This is a genomic window from Enterococcus sp. AZ171, assembly GCF_051714005.1.
Lineage (GTDB): Bacteria > Bacillota > Bacilli > Lactobacillales > Enterococcaceae > Enterococcus_B > Enterococcus_B pernyi.
The window spans coordinates 2,502,454-2,522,586 of the sequence record NZ_JBIORA010000001.1; the positions used below are offsets into that span (position 1 = coordinate 2,502,454).

The following is a 20,133-nucleotide window of genomic DNA, read 5'->3' on the forward strand; positions in this document are numbered from 1 at the left end:
CCTCACATTGAAATATTCGTGATCCACGCACCAGCAGCTAAAATCACTGCACCCCCAACGATTTGAAAAATGGCATGTTGCATCCCTGGCCCATTATGCTCTTTGATTGCAACGCCTAATTGGATAATGCCCCAAACGGTCAGTAAGCTTCCTGCAGTAATCACCCCGTTGGAAAATAAAGACATTGCTTGATTGAAATAATCCATTTATTTCTCCTTATTCGCTCAATTTCTCTGGCATTTCTGGATTGTTGTCTTGAATAATGACATGAAAAGATACTGTCGTTTCTGTAAATGTATCTTTGACCGTCAAATAAACAGGATAGCTTCCAGGTGTATCCCAAGCGATTTCTTCTATGATCTCAACATCTTCTATTCCAATACTCTCTTCACGATCCGAAACGGAGATCCCTGCTAATAAATCTGGCTTTTCTTCGCCTACAATGATTCTCTTATCCTCTATCCCAGAAAATACAGGTGGTTCATTGATTACTTGGATGCTCCCAAAGGTTTTGGTGATCTCTCCATGTGTATCTTGGACTTGAAGAGGAAAACGATAGGTATTTAATCGGGAAGTGTCGATTTTCTCCCAAAAAGGCAGATCGATTGCCACATGTAATTGCTCAACCGGATCTTCACGATCTGCAAGAACTAGTTTTGCTAGATAGCTTTCTTTATTCAGTTCACTAAATACAGGAAGAGTCATATGCGTATTTGTAATCGTCGGCGCTTCATTTGTTAAGTGAACACGGATCGTACGCTCTGCCGCTCTTTTGCCATACCGATCAACGACATTCCCAATTCTTACGAAGTAGTTTCCTGGTACATATGGGACAAGATCGGATGCCAAGATATTGTCTGAAGTAAGGTTGATCGCACCATCTTCTTGATCATTTGCGGAGAAATAATCAAATAAAGAGAATGATTGATCAACAGGTAAAACGAGCTGGTTCGGCCCCGCGATTATTGGTGCTTCATTGGTGATCCTCATATTACTTATCAGCTTGGTACTTGCTCCAAATTGATCAGTCACAGAATAAATCACTTCATAACTGCCTTCTTGTTCTGTTTGGAGTGTGGTTTGTACTTGAACTTCTGAGGTCAATTCACCATCTTCTTCATCATGAGCAGAAATGCCCGCTAATAAGTCAATACTTGAACCAATCGTGATGTGGTGACTTTGTCTTACTTGCTGAATGATCGGAGAGTGATTAAACAGAAAGGTGACTGTCGCAACACTCACTTTCCCTTTTGAATCAATTGCTGTGATCTGCATCACTTGGTAGCCAGATTCATTAGGATCGACGGGCGTATAATGGATCACTGGAACGGGATCACTTCCTTGAACAACAGTAAAATAGGTAAAGGGATCAATTGCTGTTCCTCTTGGTAAGATCTGCAATGGAGCATTTGCATGGACGTAAGGACCTTGCCAATGATTATCGCTCTCTGGAATTGCTGAAATATTGGATAGAGTACCTTTTTGTTCGTTTTCTTCGAAGCGATTCGTGAGATTGCTTCTTGATTCTGTATTTTCCCGATTTTGAGAGACTGTTGTGGCTTCAAGGTAAGCGATTCTCAGCTGATTGGTTTCATCCTTGATCATTGCTTCCGTGGGAAGATCCAGTGGTTTTCTAAATTGAGAAGCAAACTCAAACAAATGAGAAGAATTGTTTTCTTTTTTGAAATAGCTCTCCTCTGGTGTCTCCGTGCTGATTGCCTGTTTCATTTTGCTTGAAGTAGGGCCAGCTGTTGATGGATCTTCTGTTTGTTGTGTTTTACAGCCGCTGACGAACAAAACAACTGAACAACTGAATATGAACAAGCCAAATCTCATGTATTTTTTCCTTTTAGTCATTCAAACCACCCTTTTTTTGTTGATAGATCAAAAGACCACTCACTCCTAGAAATAAACTACCTAGCCCTACTAGAGAAACAGAAGTACGACTATTTGTTTTAGGTAAATCACGAGTATTTTCCTGCTTTTTCGTTTCTTCTTTTTCCCCTTCTTTTGGTGTATTGAAATGAACAGTCTGTTCTTGATTCGTCAAATCATCTTCACGTGCTACCTCATTTTCTTGCTCAGACTCGTAGTATAAAATGTGAGTGGCAGTCAACTGCTCCTTGTCTTTTAGCGTATTGGCTTTCAGCTCAAGAAAAACTTCAAATTGATCTTCTTTACTCTTTGCTGTGTAGGTTGAGATTGCTTCGTTGATGAGTTCTCCGGTGTCACCTTTTCGGTACTGGGTCACTACGGTATACACATGACCGACTTCAATGGCTGCTCCTTTGATCCAGACTACGTCTTTCAATTGATTGTCTTTGGTTGGATCAAGCTCCTTACTTCCGTCGATTGCTGTGAACAAACTCGTCAATGCTAATTTTTCGCGTTCGTTATAGGCTTCTAATACGATCAACTCACCATCTTTTTCAATAGTTACTGAAAAATCTAAAGGTTCTTCTAAAGGTAAATACCCTTCCAATGGTTTTCCTTCAATAAATTGATAGGTCCCATAGGGCAAATCGCTTACTTCGATTTTTCCCTCATCATCCGTGAGATATTCTTCAATAAATTGAAGGATATCCCCGCCATTTTCTGCTTTTTCTACCTGATATAAACCAAATGGTACTTGCACCAAAGGTTGTTCATTCAAGCGATCTCGTTTGATCAATTCAATGGATTGTCTTGCTAAACGGTTAGGGACTTCTAAGCGAATCAATGCACTATGATTTTCTGCTGTTACACTGAAAATCAATGGTTCTTCTAACGGGAGATAGCCTTCTGGCGCTTTGACTTCATGAAGCTCATAGCGATCCACGCCCCAAGGTAAGCTCTCTGTTGTCACTAATTCCCCTTTTTGATTCGTTTCAAAAATCTCAGTTTTTTCTGTATCATTCGGACGTGTCATTGCTACAAATGCCCCTTGTCCATCATTCGCCCAAGTATCAAAAATCTTGAATTGTGCGCCAGCATAGGGAATTTGTTGTCCTGTTTCTTGATCGATCTTGATGAGATGTACGCGTGATTCGATGATTTCATCTTCTAATAAAAAGAAATGTGTGTAGCCTTCCTCACTGATCGTCACTTCAAATGGTTCAATGATCAAATAGCCATCCGTTCCTTTAGTTTCAGCGATCGTATACGTGTCATAGGGTAAATCGATAAATTTAAAGTAGCCGTTTTTTTCAGTGACTTGGACATATTCTTTTCCTGTGGTATGAGCGGTGGCTGTTTGTTCGATTCCTTCGAGTGGTGGTTTATGATTCGTTTGATTGGATGTTAATGCGTGTAAAATTTCGAAGATAGAAGTGGGGATAAGAGGTTTTGAACCAAATTTATATCCTTCGACATGTCCCTTGATGACGCGATCAGTGACTGTTTTGCTATGAACAGCCACCGTTTCATTTTGTCCTGCGTAAGTCAAATGTATAGGATAGATGGTCGGATCTAAGTTATATCCTTTCGGTGGAATGGTCTCTTGTAAATAATAGGTTCCTAGTTTTAACCCTTTTAGCTCAGCTGATGCACTTCCATTAACCTCTTCCATCGTCAATTCCGCCACTGTTTCTCCGTCTTTGTCCGTTAATTTATAGACAGCTCCGATCAATTGGGCACCTCCTTGAGGCTGATTGCCTGTTTCTGCATCTTCTTTGATGACCTTCAAATTAGCTGTCTGTTCTTGATTAGCTAATGTGATACTCGTCAATTCATTCACTTTGACAGTGACAGTCTGGGGCGTTGGATTTAAAACGTAGCCTTCTGGCGCTTTGATTTCTTGAATCGTAACGACCGTATCAACGAGTAGATCATGCCAAATAGCAACACCATCAGAATCTGTCGTCAATTCTTTTATCTGTCCATCCGCAGTCGTGAAACAAAAAACGGCGCCTACTAATGGTTGTTTTGTTTGTTGATCGACTTTGCGGATACCTGCATGTCCATATTTTTGCACGCGTAACTGAAAGGAGGTTCTTGTCAGCTGTGGCACTCTACCGACTACCATGTTTTGTGTATAAGGATGTTGGTACACGACGATTGCTCCTTGATAACTACTGGGGATATGATAATCAAATGCGATTTCACTTGTCGCCGGTGCTTCTTTCGATGCAGTGACTGTTACTTGATTACCTTGCTTTTCAATGGTTACTCCATTGATTTGTTGAACAGGCGATGAGCTATAATTTGAAAATGCTCCTGTTGTGTCGGTCAATATTTGGCTTTCGCCGGCTTTTATATCCAATATTTGTCCATCAAAACTCGGTTGGGTATAGAACCGTTCCACTTGTTCCATCACTGTTCGTTTGAATGTTTGGTAATCGTTCATTGTCAAAACACCAGTAATACTGGTGGGGGTGATTCCTTGTTGCTCCCAAGCAAGGAGTTGCGTCATCAATTCTTTTTCCATCGTGTAGTTTGTCGCAATCACCCCATAATATTTAATCAAAGAAATTTTCTTCAATAATTCTGTGTTTTGAATACTTGAAGTATACCCGCTATTTTCTCCAATATTCAGCGCTACTCCTTGTTCCAGACAAAGCGCAATCTCTCCCTTCACTCGCTTGCCGTACCAACCAATTTCTCTGCCACCATTAGATAGATGGATATCGATATGAGGGATATGGATCGCTGGATCAACAACGACACTTTCATTTGCAAATGGATCAGCCAATCTTGGAGAATATTCATGGATCGCCGCTTCAATATAATTCGTCGAACCAATAGTAATCAATTTCCCAGTGGCCCTTTGGACTAATTGATAGTTTTTTTTGAAATTTGTCCAGCTATTATCCTGTGGGATTGATTGTTCAGCTGTACGTAAAGTTTGATTGGGATCAGATGCAGTGATTTGTTGATACATGGGTAGGTCAGGCAATGTTTCTGCCGAGACTGGTCTCACTTTCATTTGAAAAAAAATAGTGATTAAAATAATGATTGGTAGAATCAAAAATAGTGATTCAGAGGATTTCTTCATTCTTTGGCTCCTTTCATTAGTGGAATAGATCAACTGGGAACATGTGCCCTTCTCGTCGTACCTCCTTCACTATATAATTACGATTTTGGCGAGATTCTCCCAAAAAAATAGAAAAAAAAACGACCAATCAATTGATTGGTCGTTGCGTATTTTACGTCAAAACTCCTCAGCTTGTTTTAAGATTTGTTGGATTTCCTCTACTGTTTGAGCATCGCTCAATGCCATCACTTGATCGACATCGGAACAAAAAAAGGCGAGTTCTTGTAAACTTGTTAGTTGTTGGTTTTCTCGCATGATCACTGCAAATAAAATCGTTGCGATTTTCTTTTCTTCGTCGATACCAAAGTCAACGCCATCAGGTACTTGGAACAAAAAAATACCTTCTTCAACAATCTGTTCATCTTTTGCTTTTCCATGAGGAAGTGCCACAAAGTTGCCGATATAGACACTTGCTGCTTCTTGGCGAGCAACCATCGCATCGGTATATTCCTTTTGGATCACTCTTTTTTCAAGAAGTTGTTCACCAATCTGCTGAATGGCTTCTTTCCAGCTACCAAACTGTTGGTTCAACCAAATATGTTCAGATGGAATCTCAAGCATCAATAGAGCCCCCCTTTATTTTTTTATTTCATCGATCAAAATTTTAGATAACAACTGATAGATGATTGCCTCATTTCCTGATCGAAAAATCTCAGTATTCAAATCATTCATGATCAATGCACCACTTATTTTCCCAAGTAACTTTCCAGTAGCTTCATCAATTGGAGACGGGGCTAACATCACTAACATTCTTGATAAATCAACTTTCGTTTTGTCCATTCCTTCGATTTCCAATACTTGCTTCAATTGAAAAATACAGAAGAAGGGTTCTGTGACCTCAGAACTAGAAGTATGGAAAAGCCCCATGTTGGTATGAGGTAAACCGATCGGTGCTTGTTGATATCTTTTCATTAAACGCTGATAGACTTTTTCTTTATCTTGGACCAACCCTGTAGGTAAATAGTCGAAAATATCCTTCAACGTAGCTTCTACTGTTTCTGGATTGTCTAATTCTTGAATGAAGAAGTGCTGAAGTAATCGATTGATTTTGCTCATCATCAACACCGTTTCTTCATAAGTATCTTCGATAACAGAAGGTTGATCAGCTAACCGGATATGTTCCGTTCGATGGGCTGTCAAACGAGCAAATTCTGCTTTTAATTGTTTGATTTCTTCCTCAAGAAGTAATGGTGAAACTAATAGATATTTCCCCTCATAGCCACTTAAGATCGAAGTAGAAATGACGAGATCATACTCTTCTTCTAAATTGATTTTCTTTAGATCAGCAATTCGATAAAAATGGATATGTTGAACAAATGGGAAGTACCTCTTTAGTTTTAACTCAAGCATACTTGTCGAAGCTAATCCACTAGGGGAAAAACCAGCGATTTTGATCGTGCTGTCCTTTGGTGTTTTTTCTAACGAGTTCGCAAAGTGGAGAACCATATAAGCAATTTCTTCTTCGGATAGTTTCTTTTCTTGAAAAATCTGCTCGATTCCTTGACGGATGGCTTGAGCAATCTCTTGATATTGAACCATGATTTTTTCTAAAATTGGATTAGTCAATTGTTCTTCTTGAAGTACCGCTCGAGAGAATACTCCTGATAAATGGGTCAACAACATTTTGTAGAGTGTTTCATCTTGGTAGAATGGATTATTTGTTGCTTCACTCACTACTTGGATCAACTGTTTCACAAGATAAGCGAGTTGCGTATCAAATGTTTCTTCAAAGAAATCCTGATCGAAGGAATTCGAGAAGTCATTTAATAGACTAGCAAAAAAGACGATCTCATTGACTGGATAAAGTTGTTGCGTTTCCTTAGCGATTTTAGAAAATAAAGCTTTGGCGATACGTAATAACTCTTTGTTCACTAGTCCAGTGTAGGTTTCATTCGTCAGCACGTGATTTTTTTTGACACGGTCGATCGTAATGCTGAGTATCAAAACTAAATGTTCCAGTTTCCGGTCACTTAATTCTTTCTTTTGCTGGATCAATTCTTCTCGTACCACTTGACGCGCCAGTAATAAACTATCTGTCGTGATAAATTGAAAAAAGAAATTCGTTGTCGTATCAAATTCCAGCAAGTGAAATATTTCATACGCATTAATCTCCAACTCTAAGATATTCGCGATCAGCAATCTTCGGTATTTTTCCGGTCCAGTGATTTCATAACCACGGTTACGAGTGATAGATAATGGTAGCTGTTTCATACTGGTTTCGAGTTGCTTGATATCAGCATAAAAAGTCGTATTACTAATCAAATACTTTTCTAAAAAATAACTTAAAGACAATGGTTCTTTCGTGAGTAACAGCTCTAATAAAATTGCATGTTGCCTTTCAGTTGTCGATAATTCCATCTCTTTTTCGTTCAGTAGTTGGCGCAGTTGTGTCATTGTTTCAGGTGTCGCTTCAATCATAAATGATCCGCGGGTTATTTTTTTCAGCGAAGCATTTACTTCCTTGAGCGATCGTTCTAATTGCTCCAACTCGCGGTATACAGTCCGTTTGCTGACACGTAAAACATTGACCATTTTTTGTATAGAAACGGGTGCTGGACTATTGATGAGTTCTGTCAATAATTCTTTTTCCCTTGGTGACAAATACATCTTAGTCCACTTCCTTTACTAATGATAGATAGGCTTTGGTACTGACAAAATGATCAATGATCAACAAATGCTCCACTTGTTGTTCCAGTTGATACGTCTTTGCCATTCTTTCATTCGCAAGATATACCACTTCTTTTTCGGGTACTAGGTCTTCAACGGCTGTTTTTTCTACAGATAGATCGACCTGATATTCCTTGGCTAGCTTCATTAAAATCGTCATCCCCATCGTTTGTGAGCCTCGTCGATTTCCTTGGTATAAAAACACAACTCTGGTTCTAGGTTGTTTAACTTCTTGTTGCTTTTTGATCTGAGGTTCACTGTTTATTTCATGAAGTTGCTGCTTGATCAATGGTAGATACGACTCAACTTCTAAAAAATGTTCGACAGCAATGATCTGACTCTCTTTGGCTTTTTCTTGTGCTAAAGATTGAAAGGCACTTTGTACGATCACCAATTGTTTCTGATGATTCTTCAGACTATAAATAGAGGTATAGCTTATAGGTATATCTATCCCTTGCGCATGCAGTTTTTTCTTCAAAATGGCTGCGCCCATTGCACTAGAACCCATCCCGGCATCGCAAGCAAAGATGATTTGGTTGACCGCTTCATGATTCATCAGTTGGCTCCTTTCTGGGAGGATCGATTCCACAGGTTTCGTTTTTCTCAATAACAGTATGGCACAAATAAACGTAGCAAGCGCACTGAGAATAATACCTAAAATGACACCTGCTAATTGTGAAGGTGGTGTATTCCCTAAAATAATCACCAATGAACCTGGTGAAACCGGAGCATTCAACCCACTAGCAAACAGTTGGAACACAAACGTTCCTGTTGCTCCTCCAATCATAACGGCAAAAAAAAGCGCAGGTTGCATCAAGACAAAAGGAAAATAAATCTCATGGATTCCTCCGACAGCTTGGATCATCAATGCTCCACCTGCTTTGACACTTTTTTCTCGATCAGCAGCAAACAAGAATGCACTTAAAATCCCTATTCCTGGCCCAGGATTGGCTTCCATCAAAAATAAGATCGAATGCCCCGCATGTTGTGTCATCTCCATTCCTAAAGGTGTCAAGATGCCGTGATTGATGACATTATTCAAAAATAAGACCTTTAACGGTTCCAACACTAAACTGACCACTGGTAACAAATGTTGTTCAATGAGCCAATAAACAAAGCGTCCAACATAAGACAAACTACCTTCAACAATTGGTTGGATGACCAGTATGCCTAACAGACAGACAACCCCACCGATTAGACCGATCATCAAGTTATTCAGCAACATCTCATAGCCAGGTTTGATTTTCGGCGCCAACCAACGATCCACCCAGTGAAAAATACCTCCCGTGATCAAACCGATGATCATCGCTCCGAATAGTTGTGGAAGATCAGAAACTACTATCATACCGATGACAGCAATCCCACCTGCTACAGCTGCTTTTTGATCAAAAATCTTTGCTCCAGAGTAACTGATCAAAATAGGCAATAACAGATAAATCAGCCAATCACTGACATGTGCAAGCGTTTGATGCAAATCACCTGATACGATATTTGATACAATTGATAACAAACCCCAAGCAATAAAAATACTTAGATTTGGCATGATCATTTGTTTAAAATAATGTAGTAATTGACGAAACCAGGTTAATTTCGCCACTGCATTAGCAGGAAGCGCATTCAAATTCTCCCCCACGTTGATCACCTGCCCTTTCTACTTCAGCAGACTGCGCTTATGCTTTTTTCAGATAGCTCTATTCTAACAGTTTCCGTTATCTATTTTCCACAAAAAAAATTGGGCAAGTAACCGTAGTTACTTCCCAATTTTTTAAAATAACGCTTCTAACAAAATATCTTATATCAAAACAGTCATCGTTGCGGCAGCTAAGATAAGGACCAAGCCAATGATCGTGACAGTCATTTCTTTTTTCGTTTTCTTTTGACCTAAGAACCAGATACCAGTCAAGGTTGCTAGAACAACAGAAGTTTGCGATAGGATGAAGCCCGTTGCCAAACCATTCATATTTGGTTGTGCAGAAATCAAATAGGTCAATGCAGCAAAGGCAAAAAAGAAGCCAGAAAAAATTTGTTTATAAGAAACAACTTCCGTAAATGCTGATTTTTCATGCCCTTTCATACTTAATACAGCGGTGTAGATGATCGCCACTAAGACCATCCCCATTGCTTGTGGCAAGAAAGCGTGCATTCCGTCGATGGTTGTTGCTTGAGGTGCTGCGGAATATGCCCAATACCCAATCTCTCCGACTGCTAATAATAAAACCGCTTTTTTCAGTAGACTGCTATTTTCTTTGGTTTTTTTCTCAGTCCAAACAGTCATCCATGCGCCTAAAATAATCAAGATCAATGCTAATCCACCAAGAATCTTCGCTGTCGTTCCTGGCCAATTGCCTAGCGCAAAAACACCCCATAATGAAGCCCCAAGTAATTGAAAAGCTGTGGTGATAGGCATTGCACGTGACGAGCCAATCAGTGTGAAAGATTGAAAAGTAATGATTTGAGCAGTCGCCCAGCCTACACCGGAAAGAATAGAAAAGACAAGATCCATTCCAGATGGCAGTGCTATGCCATTGATCAGGGCAAAAATAAGTGCGAATATCAAAGTTCCTATTGTTAATCCTAAAATCTGGTTCACAGGACGTCCACCGATCTTCGAAGCAATCGTTGGATAAAGTCCCCAACCTAGTAATGGTCCTAATCCGATCAATAATGCTGTTGCATTCATTTATTACATCTCCTTTTTTAGAATACGACGCCACTTTCTAACAAGATATTCGCATAAGGAGTCATCTCACCTGTGCGAATAAATGCGTGACAATTGTTTAACTCGGTTTTCATTTCACTATGCGGAATAAACGTGATCGGTGTCTCCGGCATTTCTTTTTGGATTTCTAGAAGGATGTCAGGATTCTCTTTTTTGATTTCCTCTGCTAGATAAATACGTTGCACCTCTAATTCTGACAACACATTGCGTAAGACTTCCATAAAGCTAGGAACCCCTTGCGTGACTGCTAAATCGATTTTTTCAGTGGTCATAGGTACAGGCATTCCTGCATCTCCAATACTCAATTTATCAAAATGTCCCATTTGTGCAATCACTCGTGAGATATCAGAATTGATTACTTTCGTTTTTTTCATTATTTGTTCATCCTTTCCTCAATCAGATTAATTCATGTTTATACGGAATAGAAGGCTGTGCACCAAAACGTTGAACAGTCACAGAAGAGGCTTTATTACCATAGCGGATTGCTTCTTCTAGGTTACTGAAGTCTTTGGCTAATACACTGCTCATCGCGCCAATAAAGGTATCCCCAGCAGCCGTTGTATCTACTGCATGGACTTTAAAAGCTGGTACGATCCCACTAGCGCCGTCAGCAATATCATAATAAGCGCCTTTACTTCCGATCGTGATGATCACCGCTTCAATACCTAATCCATGAAAGACTTGTGCCGCCTCTTTTAGACTTTTTTCATCGGTAATAGTAATGCCTGTTAAGATCTCCGTTTCTGTTTCATTTGGAATGATCATATCCGTTACTGCTAATAACTCGTCAGGAACATTTTCTAGCGCCGGTGCCGGATTCAAGATCGTTTTCACGCCAGCTTCTCGAGCGATTTTGAATGCTTCGATCGTCGGTTCTATAGCGCTTTCAAACTGAGCAATAATAAAATCACTTTTTTGGATGATTGTTTTATTTTCTTGTACTTGTGCTACGGTAAACGCATTGTTTGCACCAGCATGGATCATGATACTATTTTCACCTTGGTCATCAACAATGATATACGCTTGTCCAGTCGCTTGATTTTCTAATGTCGCTACACCAGATAAATCAATTTCTTCTTGTTCAAGTAATTCTGTCATCGTTTTTCCTGCTTCGTCTTTACCCACGCCACCAATAAAGTAAGTTTTTGCCTCCGAACGTCTAGCAGCAACCGCTTGGTTGGCTCCCTTTCCTCCACCAGCTGAAAAAGTTTCTTTCGTATGGATCGTTTCTCCAGGTTTTGGCATATAAGTCACACGGATGGTTCGATCTAAATTGATGCTTCCGATAACTGTAACAGTATTCATCGTTTTCCCTCTCCTTTAACAAGAAAATCATTTTAACGTTCTATTAAAACGTTTTAACTCTACGAGAAGAATATAACATATTTTGTAAGTGATTTCAACAAGCAACTTTTCATCGATAAAACTAACTGTAATTGGTACCTTCTTTGTTCTTATATCACTAGATCAGTGATAGCTCATCACTGATCTAAAAAAAAGCGCCAGCCAAAAATAGCAAGCCCATTTTCGGTTGGTACGCTTTATTGTTATCGCTGAACCTAGCAACGACAGTTTTATCTTATTATTTTTTTCCTGGATCAGAAGCGATGATCGAAAGTTCTCCTTGAACTTTCCACTCCGTGATATCGCTTGGTAAGATCGCACTTGTTCCTTTTTCTAGTGAGTAGGTTTGGTTACCTATCACCAATTCTCCCGCACCATCAATAACTGTCATCAATGTATACGGTGCTTGTTTTTTAAAGGATGTGATCCCTTTGATGTCCCACTCGTAGACGTTGAAAAATTCTGTTTCTACGTAAGTGACGATCGAAGAGTTCCCTTGACGGATCTCTTTGATCTGTAATTCAGGAGCTTTTGCTGGTACTGTTGTTACGTCGACTGATTGTTGGATGTGTAATTCCCGAGTGTTTCCTTGGTCGTCTTTGCGATCATAATCATAAACACGATAAGTTGTGTCTGAACTTTGTTGTGTTTCTAAAATCATGATCCCTTTACCAATTGCATGGATCGTTCCACTTGGTACGTAGAAAAAATCACCTTTTTTGACAGGAACTTTTTTCAATAAGTCATCCCAGCGACTATCTTGGATCATTTCGGCTAATTCTTCACGTGTTTTTGCATGATGACCATAGATGATCTCTGCACCTGGTTCGGCATCAATGATGTACCAGCACTCTGTTTTTCCTAGCTCTCCTTCATGTGCCATACCATAAGCATCATCTGGATGGACTTGAACAGATAGATCATCTTCTGCATCTAAGATTTTGATCAATAACGGAAAAACTGGTTCTGTTGGATGGCCGAATAATTCTTGATGTTCTTTCCATAGATCATCTAGTTTCCAGCCTTTGAATGGGCCATTTTCAACGACACTCACGCCATGAGGATGCGCACTGATTGCCCAATCTTCCCCAATTTTATCATTTGGGATATCAAAGCCAAAAACAGTACGTAAGCGACTGCCTCCCCAGATTTTTTCTTGAAAAACAGGTTTTAAAAATAATGGTTCTTGCATACGTCAAACTCCTCTCAATTTTCAATTGCTATTATAGCATTATTTTCAGTGTAACGCTTTCTCTTGTAAATAAATTTCAATGATTTCATCCCGACATTTTAGATATTCTTCCCGATGATCGTTTGGATGTAGGCGATTGGACAGAAAAATGAAGGCTTCTTGATCGATTGGGTCGATCAATAGAAATGTCCCTGTATAGCCTGTATGGAATAGTAATGGATGGCCATCCTTTTTATCTTGTTTTAAATCCCATCCGAGTGAGCGACCACCTTTACCAGTTGGCGTATGATCAGCCAATAAGGAACGGATGGTTGTCTCTTCCAAAAAATGACCAGAATCTAACTTTCCGTATTGCAGATACATCCGGACAAACTTCTCACAATCCGCAAGATCAATAAATAGACCAGCATTACCTGCATGTTCTGCTAACACTCGTGCTTTTGGATCATGGGTCAAGCCATGGATCACCTCACCAGAAGGAAGTTGTTCAGTCGGAACGATCCGTTCTGAAGGACGTGGTAAGAATAAGCTATTCATCATTCCTAACGGTGCTAGTACTTGCTCTTCAAAAAGCTCGACCGCCTCTTCCTGGAAAATCTCCTCTAGCATCAATCCTAAAAGAATCGTGCCTGCATCCGTATAGCGAACTTCGATTCCTAATTGATCGCCTGGTTGAAGTTTCAAATAAGCTTCAATCAATTCTGTTTGTGATAGACGATCTCGATCAGGAATAAATGTCTGGATGTCTGAGGTATGTGTCAATAAGTGGCGAATCGTGATCGTTTGATTCTCAAAAGTCGGCAAGTACGTATGCAAAGGTTCATCTAATTCAACTTTCCCGTCTTCGATCAATCGCAAGACCAGACTTGTCGTTGCAATCACTTTTGTCAGGGAGGCTGCATCAAAGAGCAAATCTTCGGTCATTGGTCTGATTATAGGAATGATCTGCGCATCACCTGCGATCACTTTTTTAATCTGATCCCCTTTCATAAAAGCAGCGACGACCCCTGGATAATATCCCTCATTCATTTTTTTTAGTATATATTCTTTCGTTTTAGCGTACATAGTTTCTCCTTATTTATCTCTGGATATGCTTGTTTGCTCCCCAAGCATAATTCTTTCTTCCATAAGAATCAATTGTTTTTCTCATTTATCCCAGTATTCAGTGGCTGACATAAAAAAGCAGGAAACTTTCAGCATCAGCTGAATTTTTCCTGCTTTTTCCAACGGACGAGCAATCGACTGATCCTAGCCACTGTTCATTGGATAACATTAGTTGCTTTTGTTTCGTCCACGAACCACCATTCGATGCCAATTGCATCATACAAAGTCAAAACTTTTTGTTTTTTGTCAATGTAAAAATCGATCGTTTCTGTGTTCAAATGTGCAATCAGACGTTGCATACTCTCTGGGTCAACAACAAATTTCAAAAAGTCTAATCCTAAGATTTCATCAGTCGGTAAGGCAATCACTGGACTCTCAGCTTGAGTCAGTCCTACATGAAAATCACCTTTATTCAAGATAAATTCTTTTTCTTCCTCTTTATGCACAGTCAGACCTAAAAGCTCTGATAAAAATTCTCGTTCCTTTTCCATATCTAGTACATTTAGGTGGACTTTTTGGAAATAAGTACCAGCAGATAATTTCTTAAAGCGTTCATTTGATTGTCTTAATAGTGCTTCTTGGTCTAATTGTTCCACCGCTTGTTCTTGTGAAGTATGAGTCTCTTCATGATAGATCTCTAACATATTGCCTTCAGGATCTTTCAATAAAATACCGATTCTGCCATCACTTTCCAGTGCTTCTTCGATCGTTTGATTCGTTTGGCGAATGCGATACAGCACATCTGCCATTTCTTCTAATGTTGGAATGATCAAAGAAAAGCGATTGAGCTTTTTGATTTCCCCAAAGTGATCATTTGCTCGTGGACTTTCCTCTAATAATAACATCTCGCTGTCATTTTCTACTGTACCGAAAATCGCTAATTCATTTTCTTCTCTCTTTAAATCGAAACCAATCGTGTCTCTATAAAACTCGATCATTTTATTACGGTCTTTTACACGTATCGCAATACTTTTCAAATAAGTAGTAGACCCCAAATCAAAAACTTTCATAATTTCTTGCTCCCCTCTACGTTAAGCTTTATTTTAACGATGCTTCTCTTTTCTTTCAAGCAATATCTTATTTTTTGTTGAATTAATTCTCAGATTGTCTTATTTTTTAGCTAATTATCAGAATGGGAAGGGAAAATCATTCTATATGTAAGAAAAGCGGCGAATCTTTGATAAAACTTTTTTATCTTTTTAAACGCCGCTTTCCCATAATCCTATAAAGATTATTATAACTTATTTTATCTTATTATGAAGCTTCTTCTGTAAACTGACTATTATACAGATCAGCATAGAACCCATCTTTTTCCATGAGTGTATCATGGTTTCCTGTTTCAACGATCGATCCTTGGTTCATCACGATAATATTATCCGCATCACGAATCGTTGATAATCGATGCGCAACTACAAAACTTGTACGATTTTTCAATAAACGGTTCATCGCTTTTTGAATCAAAATCTCCGTACGAGTATCGACACTTGAGGTTGCTTCATCCAAGATCAAGACATCTGGATTTGCTAAGAATGCTCGGGCAATCGTAATCAATTGACGTTGACCTTGTGAGATATTGCTTGCATCTTCATTTAAGATCGTATCATACCCGTCAGGTAATTTGCGGACAAATTCATCGACATGGGCAGCTTTCGCAGCTTCGATCACTTGTTCATCCGTTGCATCATCATTTCCATACTTGATATTGTCATAGATCGTTCCAGTAAATAACCATGTATCTTGTAGTACCATTGAAAATTGCGCACGTAATACATCACGAGAAACATCTCTCGTATCGACACCGTCATACCGAATGCTTCCGCCTGAAACATCATAAAAACGTTCCAATAGATTGATCAAAGTCGTTTTACCAGCCCCCGTCGGACCAACAATAGCGACCATTTCACCTGGCTTCACATCCAAATTGAAATCTTTCATCAATAAGTGATCTGGCGTATAACCAAACTGCACATTTTCAAAACGAACTTTGTACGGTGTATTTTCTTCGACTGGTAAACCAGATTTTTCATTTGTCATCTCTTCTTCATCTAGGACTTCAAAGACACGTTCAGCCGAAGCTACTGTTGATTGGATCGTATTCATCAAGCTTGCCAATTGTGTGATCGGTTGAGAAAATTGTGTCGTATATTGCAAGAATGCTTGTACATCCCCTAATGCCATATTCCCATTGGCTACTTTGATCCCACCAAGCACAGCCACAAAGACGTACCCTAGATTTTTTACGAAATTCATCAATGGCATGATGATCGCAGAAATAAACTGTGCTTTCCAACCAGAGGCATATAAATTTTGGTTTTCAATCTCAAAAACAGCTTGGTCTTTTGCTGTATGGTTGAACGTTTGGACGATCGTATGTCCAGCATAGGTTTCTTCGACTTGGTTGTTCAATAATCCTAAACTCTTTTGTTGATCCGCAAAGAAAACTTGTGATTTCGGTGCAATGATCATCACGATGATCAAGCTCAATGGAATCATCAACAACGCCACTAATGTCAGTTGCCAGCTGATGGATAGCATCATAACGATGACCCCGATCAGTGTGACTGCACTTGTGACAAATTGAGTCAAGTTTTGTTGTAACGTGCTGGCGATATTATCCATGTCGTTGATTGCTCGAGACATGATATCCCCATTCGTATGTGTATCATAATAAGAGATCGGCACACGATTCATTTTTGTCTCTAAATCATGTCTTAACTCATATACCGTACGTTGTGACACGCGAGTCATAATGAACTGTTGCAAGAAGTTGAACACGGCAGAAATCAAGTACATGACAATCACTGTCGCAATGATTTGACCAATTTTGTCAAAATCGATTGGGAATTTCGTGACTTGTTGCCCTTCTTGCATTTGTCTTGCGCCAAGCATCACACCGTTAAAAATTTCTGTGGTTGCTTTCCCTAATACTTTTGGTGTCTGGATTTGGAAGACGACAGCTGCAATCGCTAAGACAAATACAGCAATGATCGCTACTAAACGCTTAGACATATAGCCGAATAACCGGCGAACAGTGCCCCAAAAGTTTTTTGGTTTTTCTCCTTTAGCACCAATGTTACGTCCTGGTCCCCCACCCATTGGTCCTTGAGGAGGTCGATTGTTTCCTTTACTCATGCTAAATCCTCCTCTCTCAATTGTGAGTTGACGATTTCTTTGTATGTTTCATTTGTTGCTAGTAATTCTTTATGCGTTCCTTTTCCAACAAGTTTTCCTTCATCTAATACTAAGATCGTATCTGCATCCATGACGGTACTTACTCGTTGCGCCACTAAAACGGTGATACTTTCTGTCATATTTTCTTTTAGTGCTTGACGGAGTTTCGCATCTGTTTTAAAGTCTAGTGCTGAGAATGAATCATCAAAGACATAGATGTCGGCTTCTTTTACTAAGGCACGCGCAATGGCTAATCGCTGTCTTTGTCCACCAGAGAAATTTCCGCCGCCTTGTTCGACATGACTATCTAAACCATCTTCCATTTTAGAAACAAAGTCTTTTGCTTGGGCGATCTCTAATGCTTTCCAAATCATCTCATCTGTTGCGTCTTCTTTCCCATATTGCATATTCTCACGAATCGTTCCAGAAAAAAGGACAGCTTTTTGGGGAACAAATCCCATCAATTCACGCAAGTTATATTGCGTCATATCAGTGATGCTCGTTCCGTTAATCGCGATCTCACCCGATTCAATATTATACAAACGTGGGATCAGATTCACTAAAGTCGTTTTTCCTGAACCTGTACCACCAATGATAGCTACGATATCGCCGGATGACGCTTCAAAGTTGATATCTTCCAACGCTAGTTTTTCTGCGCCGTGGTAACGGTAATTCACCTGTTCGAATGACAAACTTGCGTCTTTTCCAGCTAAAGCAACCGTTTCTGGTTGTTCTGGATCAACGATACCCGCGTCTTCTTCTAGTACTTCATTGATCCGATCAGCCGAAGCTTGGGCACGAGGAACCATGATAAAGATTGCTGATAGCATCATGAAACTAATCAAAATTTGCATCGCATAAGTCATGAAGGCAATCAGATTTCCGACCTCTAATGTCATATCCGCTATGTAGTGCCCACCAAACCATGTGATCGCTACGTTCGTCCCACTCATGATCAACGTCATCAATGGCATCATCAATGCAACAATCGTGTTGACTTTGATTGCCGTATTTGTATAATCCTTATTCGCTAAATCAAAACGATTTTCTTCAAAACGTGTTTTGTCAAACGCCCTGATGACACGTACACCGGTTAATCCTTCACGAAAAACAAGGTTTAAGCGGTCCGTTTTCTTTTGCATGCTCTTGAATAGAGGAACAGCAAAATACATAATACCACCGATCAAAATGATCATGACAGGAATCACGACTAAGAAAATTCTTGTCAGTTGATGGTCCTTTTGATAAGCAAGGATACTTGCCCCAACAAGAGTGATGGGTGCATTGATCATCATCCGCAAAAACATTTGCATCACCAATTGGATCTGCGTCACATCATTCGTTGTACGAGTGATCAATGAAGCTGTTCCATACTTGTCGAATTTGTCTTTCGTCAAATTTTCGGCTTTTTGATAGACTTCTGTTCGTAATTGTTTTCCTAACTTTTGAGATTCTCGTGTAGCAAAAAACGTATTGGCAATGGCGGCTAAAATACTGATCAAAGAAAATCCGATCATGACAAATCCCGTCTGCCAAATATAGTCGACGTCACCTTTTGCTACGCCTTTGTCAATAATATTAGATGTTAACGTTGGCAAATACAGATCTGCTAACACTTGAATAATCATAAAGACCGTTGCAGCGATTGCTGAGGTCAATGAAATTCGTTTGACAATTTTTAGCATTCGTTCCCCTTCTTTCTATTTATAAGCGCCATCTTTTATCCATGACAGTTTTAGATTGAATTCTGCAATGGCTTGTTCAACAGAATACTCCTCAGAGGTTGAAAATGATTTATAGGCATGAGCAATCGTTGTAAATAGTGTACTCATGACTAACTGAAACAATAATTCCATTTCATGGTCATCTTTTACTCTAAGATTGGAACGATCAATCAAACCAATCAACTCTTTGGACGCTTTTTTATGATTTTTATGTGGTGATGGACGATGTCCTTGTGGATGCGGCACGACTTTTCGTGAGGCACGGTAATCCATGTGCATAAAAAGATGTTTATAAAACGCGGCATTTTCACCTTCTAGAATATCTCGAATCATTTTCCCAAAATAAAGTTCAAAACCGATAAATAAGTCTCCATTCGATTCTTTGATTAGTTGGATCATATTTTTTGTACTATCGCTACGAACGGTTTCAAAATAATAAAAATAAAGATCTTCTTTATCTTCAAAATATTGATAAAAACTACCTCTAGAGATCCCCGCAAGTTTCACGATTTGTGCAATCGAAGCTTCATTCAATGGTACTCTTGAAAATTCGACCCTGGCAGCTTCTAAAAGTCTTTGCTGTTTTTCTTCAGGTAGATGAAAAAAAGTCTGTGTCGGCATCGTTGATTCCTCCCTACATAAAAATGACACACCGTCATATGACACCTTGTCATTATAACACCATCTGATTGTTTTGCAAGTCATTTACATTTTTTTTCATAATTATTAAAAAAAGAATAAATCGAGTAAAAAGATTTGTTTCTTCTATTCTATACATCTAAAATAGGATCATTATATAAAAAGGATGAACGCCATGATCAAATCAATAACCGTCCACGAACTCTATTTCGTCTATCAAAAGAAGGATGTTGTAATTCTAGATGTCCGAAAAACGAATGAGTATATAAAAAAACACCTAAGTCATTCGATATCCATCCCTATTACCAGTTTGCCAGCCCAATTAAATAATCTCGATACAAAAAAACAGTACTACATTGTCGGAGCATCTAACCATTCAGCACAAGAAATCACTAGTTACCTAATAGAAAACGGATTGCAAGCAACTTATGTGATCGACAACATGAAGTTATTTGAAAGTCGTGAATTAACTAGTCCTCTTTGATCGTACTGGAAAATAACTTACTTTTTATCAGTAAAAATACTTGATAGCCTTTTCTGTTTCAAGTAAACTGGTATTGTT

At 39.2% G+C, this 20,133-nt stretch carries 16 protein-coding genes; 1 reads left to right on the top strand and 15 read right to left on the bottom strand.

Going from position 1 to position 20,133, the window contains the following annotated elements; translation table 11 throughout:
* Window positions 1–2 precede the first annotated feature (2 nt).
* The 15 genes from IGJ49_RS12095 to IGJ49_RS12165 all read right to left on the bottom strand — a co-directional run bounded on the left by IGJ49_RS12095 (window position 3) and on the right by IGJ49_RS12165 (window position 19,553).
* Window positions 3–206 (bottom strand): hypothetical protein, encoded by a 204-nt coding sequence (locus IGJ49_RS12095; RefSeq protein WP_010736645.1) that lies wholly within the window; start codon window positions 204–206, stop codon window positions 3–5.
* 10 nt (window positions 207–216) lie between these two features.
* Window positions 217–1,857 (bottom strand): immunoglobulin-like domain-containing protein, encoded by a 1,641-nt coding sequence (locus tag IGJ49_RS12100; RefSeq protein WP_438723646.1) that lies wholly within the window; start codon window positions 1,855–1,857, stop codon window positions 217–219.
* Window positions 1,850–4,972, bottom strand: coding sequence for a SpaA isopeptide-forming pilin-related protein (locus tag IGJ49_RS12105; RefSeq protein ID WP_438723649.1), 3,123 nt, complete (start codon window positions 4,970–4,972; stop codon window positions 1,850–1,852). Before IGJ49_RS12105 ends, IGJ49_RS12100 begins: the two co-directional genes overlap by 8 nt.
* A gap of 156 nt (window positions 4,973–5,128) precedes the next feature.
* Window positions 5,129–5,572, bottom strand: a complete 444-nt coding sequence (locus tag IGJ49_RS12110; RefSeq protein WP_023520289.1) for a PTS sugar transporter subunit IIA — start codon at window positions 5,570–5,572, stop codon at window positions 5,129–5,131.
* Window positions 5,573–5,587: 15 nt separating this feature from the next.
* Window positions 5,588–7,618, bottom strand: coding sequence for a BglG family transcription antiterminator (locus tag IGJ49_RS12115; protein WP_409173601.1), 2,031 nt, complete (start codon window positions 7,616–7,618; stop codon window positions 5,588–5,590).
* A gap of 1 nt (window position 7,619) precedes the next feature.
* The gene (locus tag IGJ49_RS12120) at window positions 7,620–9,227 is read right to left on the bottom strand and encodes a PTS transporter subunit EIIC (protein WP_232508854.1); all 1,608 of its coding nucleotides are present in this window, start codon (window positions 9,225–9,227) and stop codon (window positions 7,620–7,622) included.
* A gap of 243 nt (window positions 9,228–9,470) precedes the next feature.
* Window positions 9,471–10,358: a ribose/proton symporter RbsU gene (rbsU, locus tag IGJ49_RS12125; RefSeq protein WP_438723652.1), complete on the bottom strand. Its 888-nt coding sequence runs from the start codon at window positions 10,356–10,358 to the stop codon at window positions 9,471–9,473.
* A gap of 17 nt (window positions 10,359–10,375) precedes the next feature.
* A complete protein-coding gene (gene rbsD / locus IGJ49_RS12130; protein WP_010736652.1) occupies window positions 10,376–10,771 on the bottom strand; it encodes a D-ribose pyranase in 396 nt (131 codons plus the stop codon).
* A gap of 22 nt (window positions 10,772–10,793) precedes the next feature.
* Window positions 10,794–11,702 carry a ribokinase gene (gene rbsK, locus IGJ49_RS12135; RefSeq protein ID WP_023520292.1) on the bottom strand — a complete coding sequence of 303 codons (909 nt, stop codon included), beginning with the start codon at window positions 11,700–11,702 and terminating at the stop codon, window positions 10,794–10,796.
* 277 nt (window positions 11,703–11,979) lie between these two features.
* The gene (gene manA / locus IGJ49_RS12140) at window positions 11,980–12,933 is read right to left on the bottom strand and encodes a mannose-6-phosphate isomerase, class I (RefSeq protein WP_438723655.1); all 954 of its coding nucleotides are present in this window, start codon (window positions 12,931–12,933) and stop codon (window positions 11,980–11,982) included.
* Between the two features lie 45 nt (window positions 12,934–12,978).
* Entirely contained in the window at window positions 12,979–13,998 is a 1,020-nt protein-coding gene (locus IGJ49_RS12145) for a serine hydrolase domain-containing protein (protein WP_023520294.1), read from the bottom strand.
* A 194-nt stretch (window positions 13,999–14,192) separates the two neighbouring features.
* Window positions 14,193–15,047 (bottom strand): VOC family protein, encoded by an 855-nt coding sequence (locus IGJ49_RS12150; RefSeq protein WP_438723658.1) that lies wholly within the window; start codon window positions 15,045–15,047, stop codon window positions 14,193–14,195.
* A 244-nt stretch (window positions 15,048–15,291) separates the two neighbouring features.
* Window positions 15,292–17,169 (bottom strand): ABC transporter ATP-binding protein, encoded by a 1,878-nt coding sequence (locus IGJ49_RS12155; RefSeq protein ID WP_010736657.1) that lies wholly within the window; start codon window positions 17,167–17,169, stop codon window positions 15,292–15,294.
* Window positions 17,166–18,893 carry an ABC transporter ATP-binding protein gene (locus IGJ49_RS12160; RefSeq protein WP_438723660.1) on the bottom strand — a complete coding sequence of 576 codons (1,728 nt, stop codon included), beginning with the start codon at window positions 18,891–18,893 and terminating at the stop codon, window positions 17,166–17,168. The genes IGJ49_RS12155 and IGJ49_RS12160 overlap by 4 nt, the downstream gene beginning before the upstream one ends.
* Window positions 18,894–18,908: 15 nt before the next feature.
* On the bottom strand, window positions 18,909–19,553 hold the full coding sequence (locus IGJ49_RS12165; protein ID WP_010736659.1) for a TetR/AcrR family transcriptional regulator: 645 nt from the start codon (window positions 19,551–19,553) through the stop codon (window positions 18,909–18,911).
* A 193-nt stretch (window positions 19,554–19,746) separates the two neighbouring features.
* On the opposite strand from IGJ49_RS12165, the gene IGJ49_RS12170 reads away from it, so the two are divergent.
* Window positions 19,747–20,055, top strand: a complete 309-nt coding sequence (locus IGJ49_RS12170; protein WP_010736660.1) for a rhodanese-like domain-containing protein — start codon at window positions 19,747–19,749, stop codon at window positions 20,053–20,055.
* The last annotated feature ends 78 nt before the right edge of the window (window positions 20,056–20,133 follow it).

Excerpts from the sequence above, each read along its gene's own strand:
- IGJ49_RS12095 (WP_010736645.1), bottom strand. The coding sequence starts at position 206 with ATGGATTATTTCAATCAAGCAATGTCTTTATTTTCCAACGGGGTGATT.
- IGJ49_RS12100 (WP_438723646.1), bottom strand. The coding sequence starts at position 1,857 with ATGACTAAAAGGAAAAAATACATGAGATTTGGCTTGTTCATATTCAGT.
- IGJ49_RS12105 (WP_438723649.1), bottom strand. The coding sequence starts at position 4,972 with ATGAAGAAATCCTCTGAATCACTATTTTTGATTCTACCAATCATTATT.
- IGJ49_RS12110 (WP_023520289.1), bottom strand. The coding sequence starts at position 5,572 with ATGCTTGAGATTCCATCTGAACATATTTGGTTGAACCAACAGTTTGGT.
- IGJ49_RS12115 (WP_409173601.1), bottom strand. The coding sequence starts at position 7,618 with ATGTATTTGTCACCAAGGGAAAAAGAATTATTGACAGAACTCATCAAT.
- IGJ49_RS12120 (WP_232508854.1), bottom strand. The coding sequence starts at position 9,227 with ATGATCATGCCAAATCTAAGTATTTTTATTGCTTGGGGTTTGTTATCA.
- rbsU (WP_438723652.1), bottom strand. The coding sequence starts at position 10,358 with ATGAATGCAACAGCATTATTGATCGGATTAGGACCATTACTAGGTTGG.
- rbsD (WP_010736652.1), bottom strand. The coding sequence starts at position 10,771 with ATGAAAAAAACGAAAGTAATCAATTCTGATATCTCACGAGTGATTGCA.
- rbsK (WP_023520292.1), bottom strand. The coding sequence starts at position 11,702 with ATGAATACTGTTACAGTTATCGGAAGCATCAATTTAGATCGAACCATC.
- manA (WP_438723655.1), bottom strand. The coding sequence starts at position 12,933 with ATGCAAGAACCATTATTTTTAAAACCTGTTTTTCAAGAAAAAATCTGG.
- IGJ49_RS12145 (WP_023520294.1), bottom strand. The coding sequence starts at position 13,998 with ATGTACGCTAAAACGAAAGAATATATACTAAAAAAAATGAATGAGGGA.
- IGJ49_RS12150 (WP_438723658.1), bottom strand. The coding sequence starts at position 15,047 with ATGAAAGTTTTTGATTTGGGGTCTACTACTTATTTGAAAAGTATTGCG.
- IGJ49_RS12155 (WP_010736657.1), bottom strand. The coding sequence starts at position 17,169 with ATGAGTAAAGGAAACAATCGACCTCCTCAAGGACCAATGGGTGGGGGA.
- IGJ49_RS12160 (WP_438723660.1), bottom strand. The coding sequence starts at position 18,893 with ATGCTAAAAATTGTCAAACGAATTTCATTGACCTCAGCAATCGCTGCA.
- IGJ49_RS12165 (WP_010736659.1), bottom strand. The coding sequence starts at position 19,553 with ATGCCGACACAGACTTTTTTTCATCTACCTGAAGAAAAACAGCAAAGA.
- IGJ49_RS12170 (WP_010736660.1), top strand. The coding sequence starts at position 19,747 with ATGATCAAATCAATAACCGTCCACGAACTCTATTTCGTCTATCAAAAG.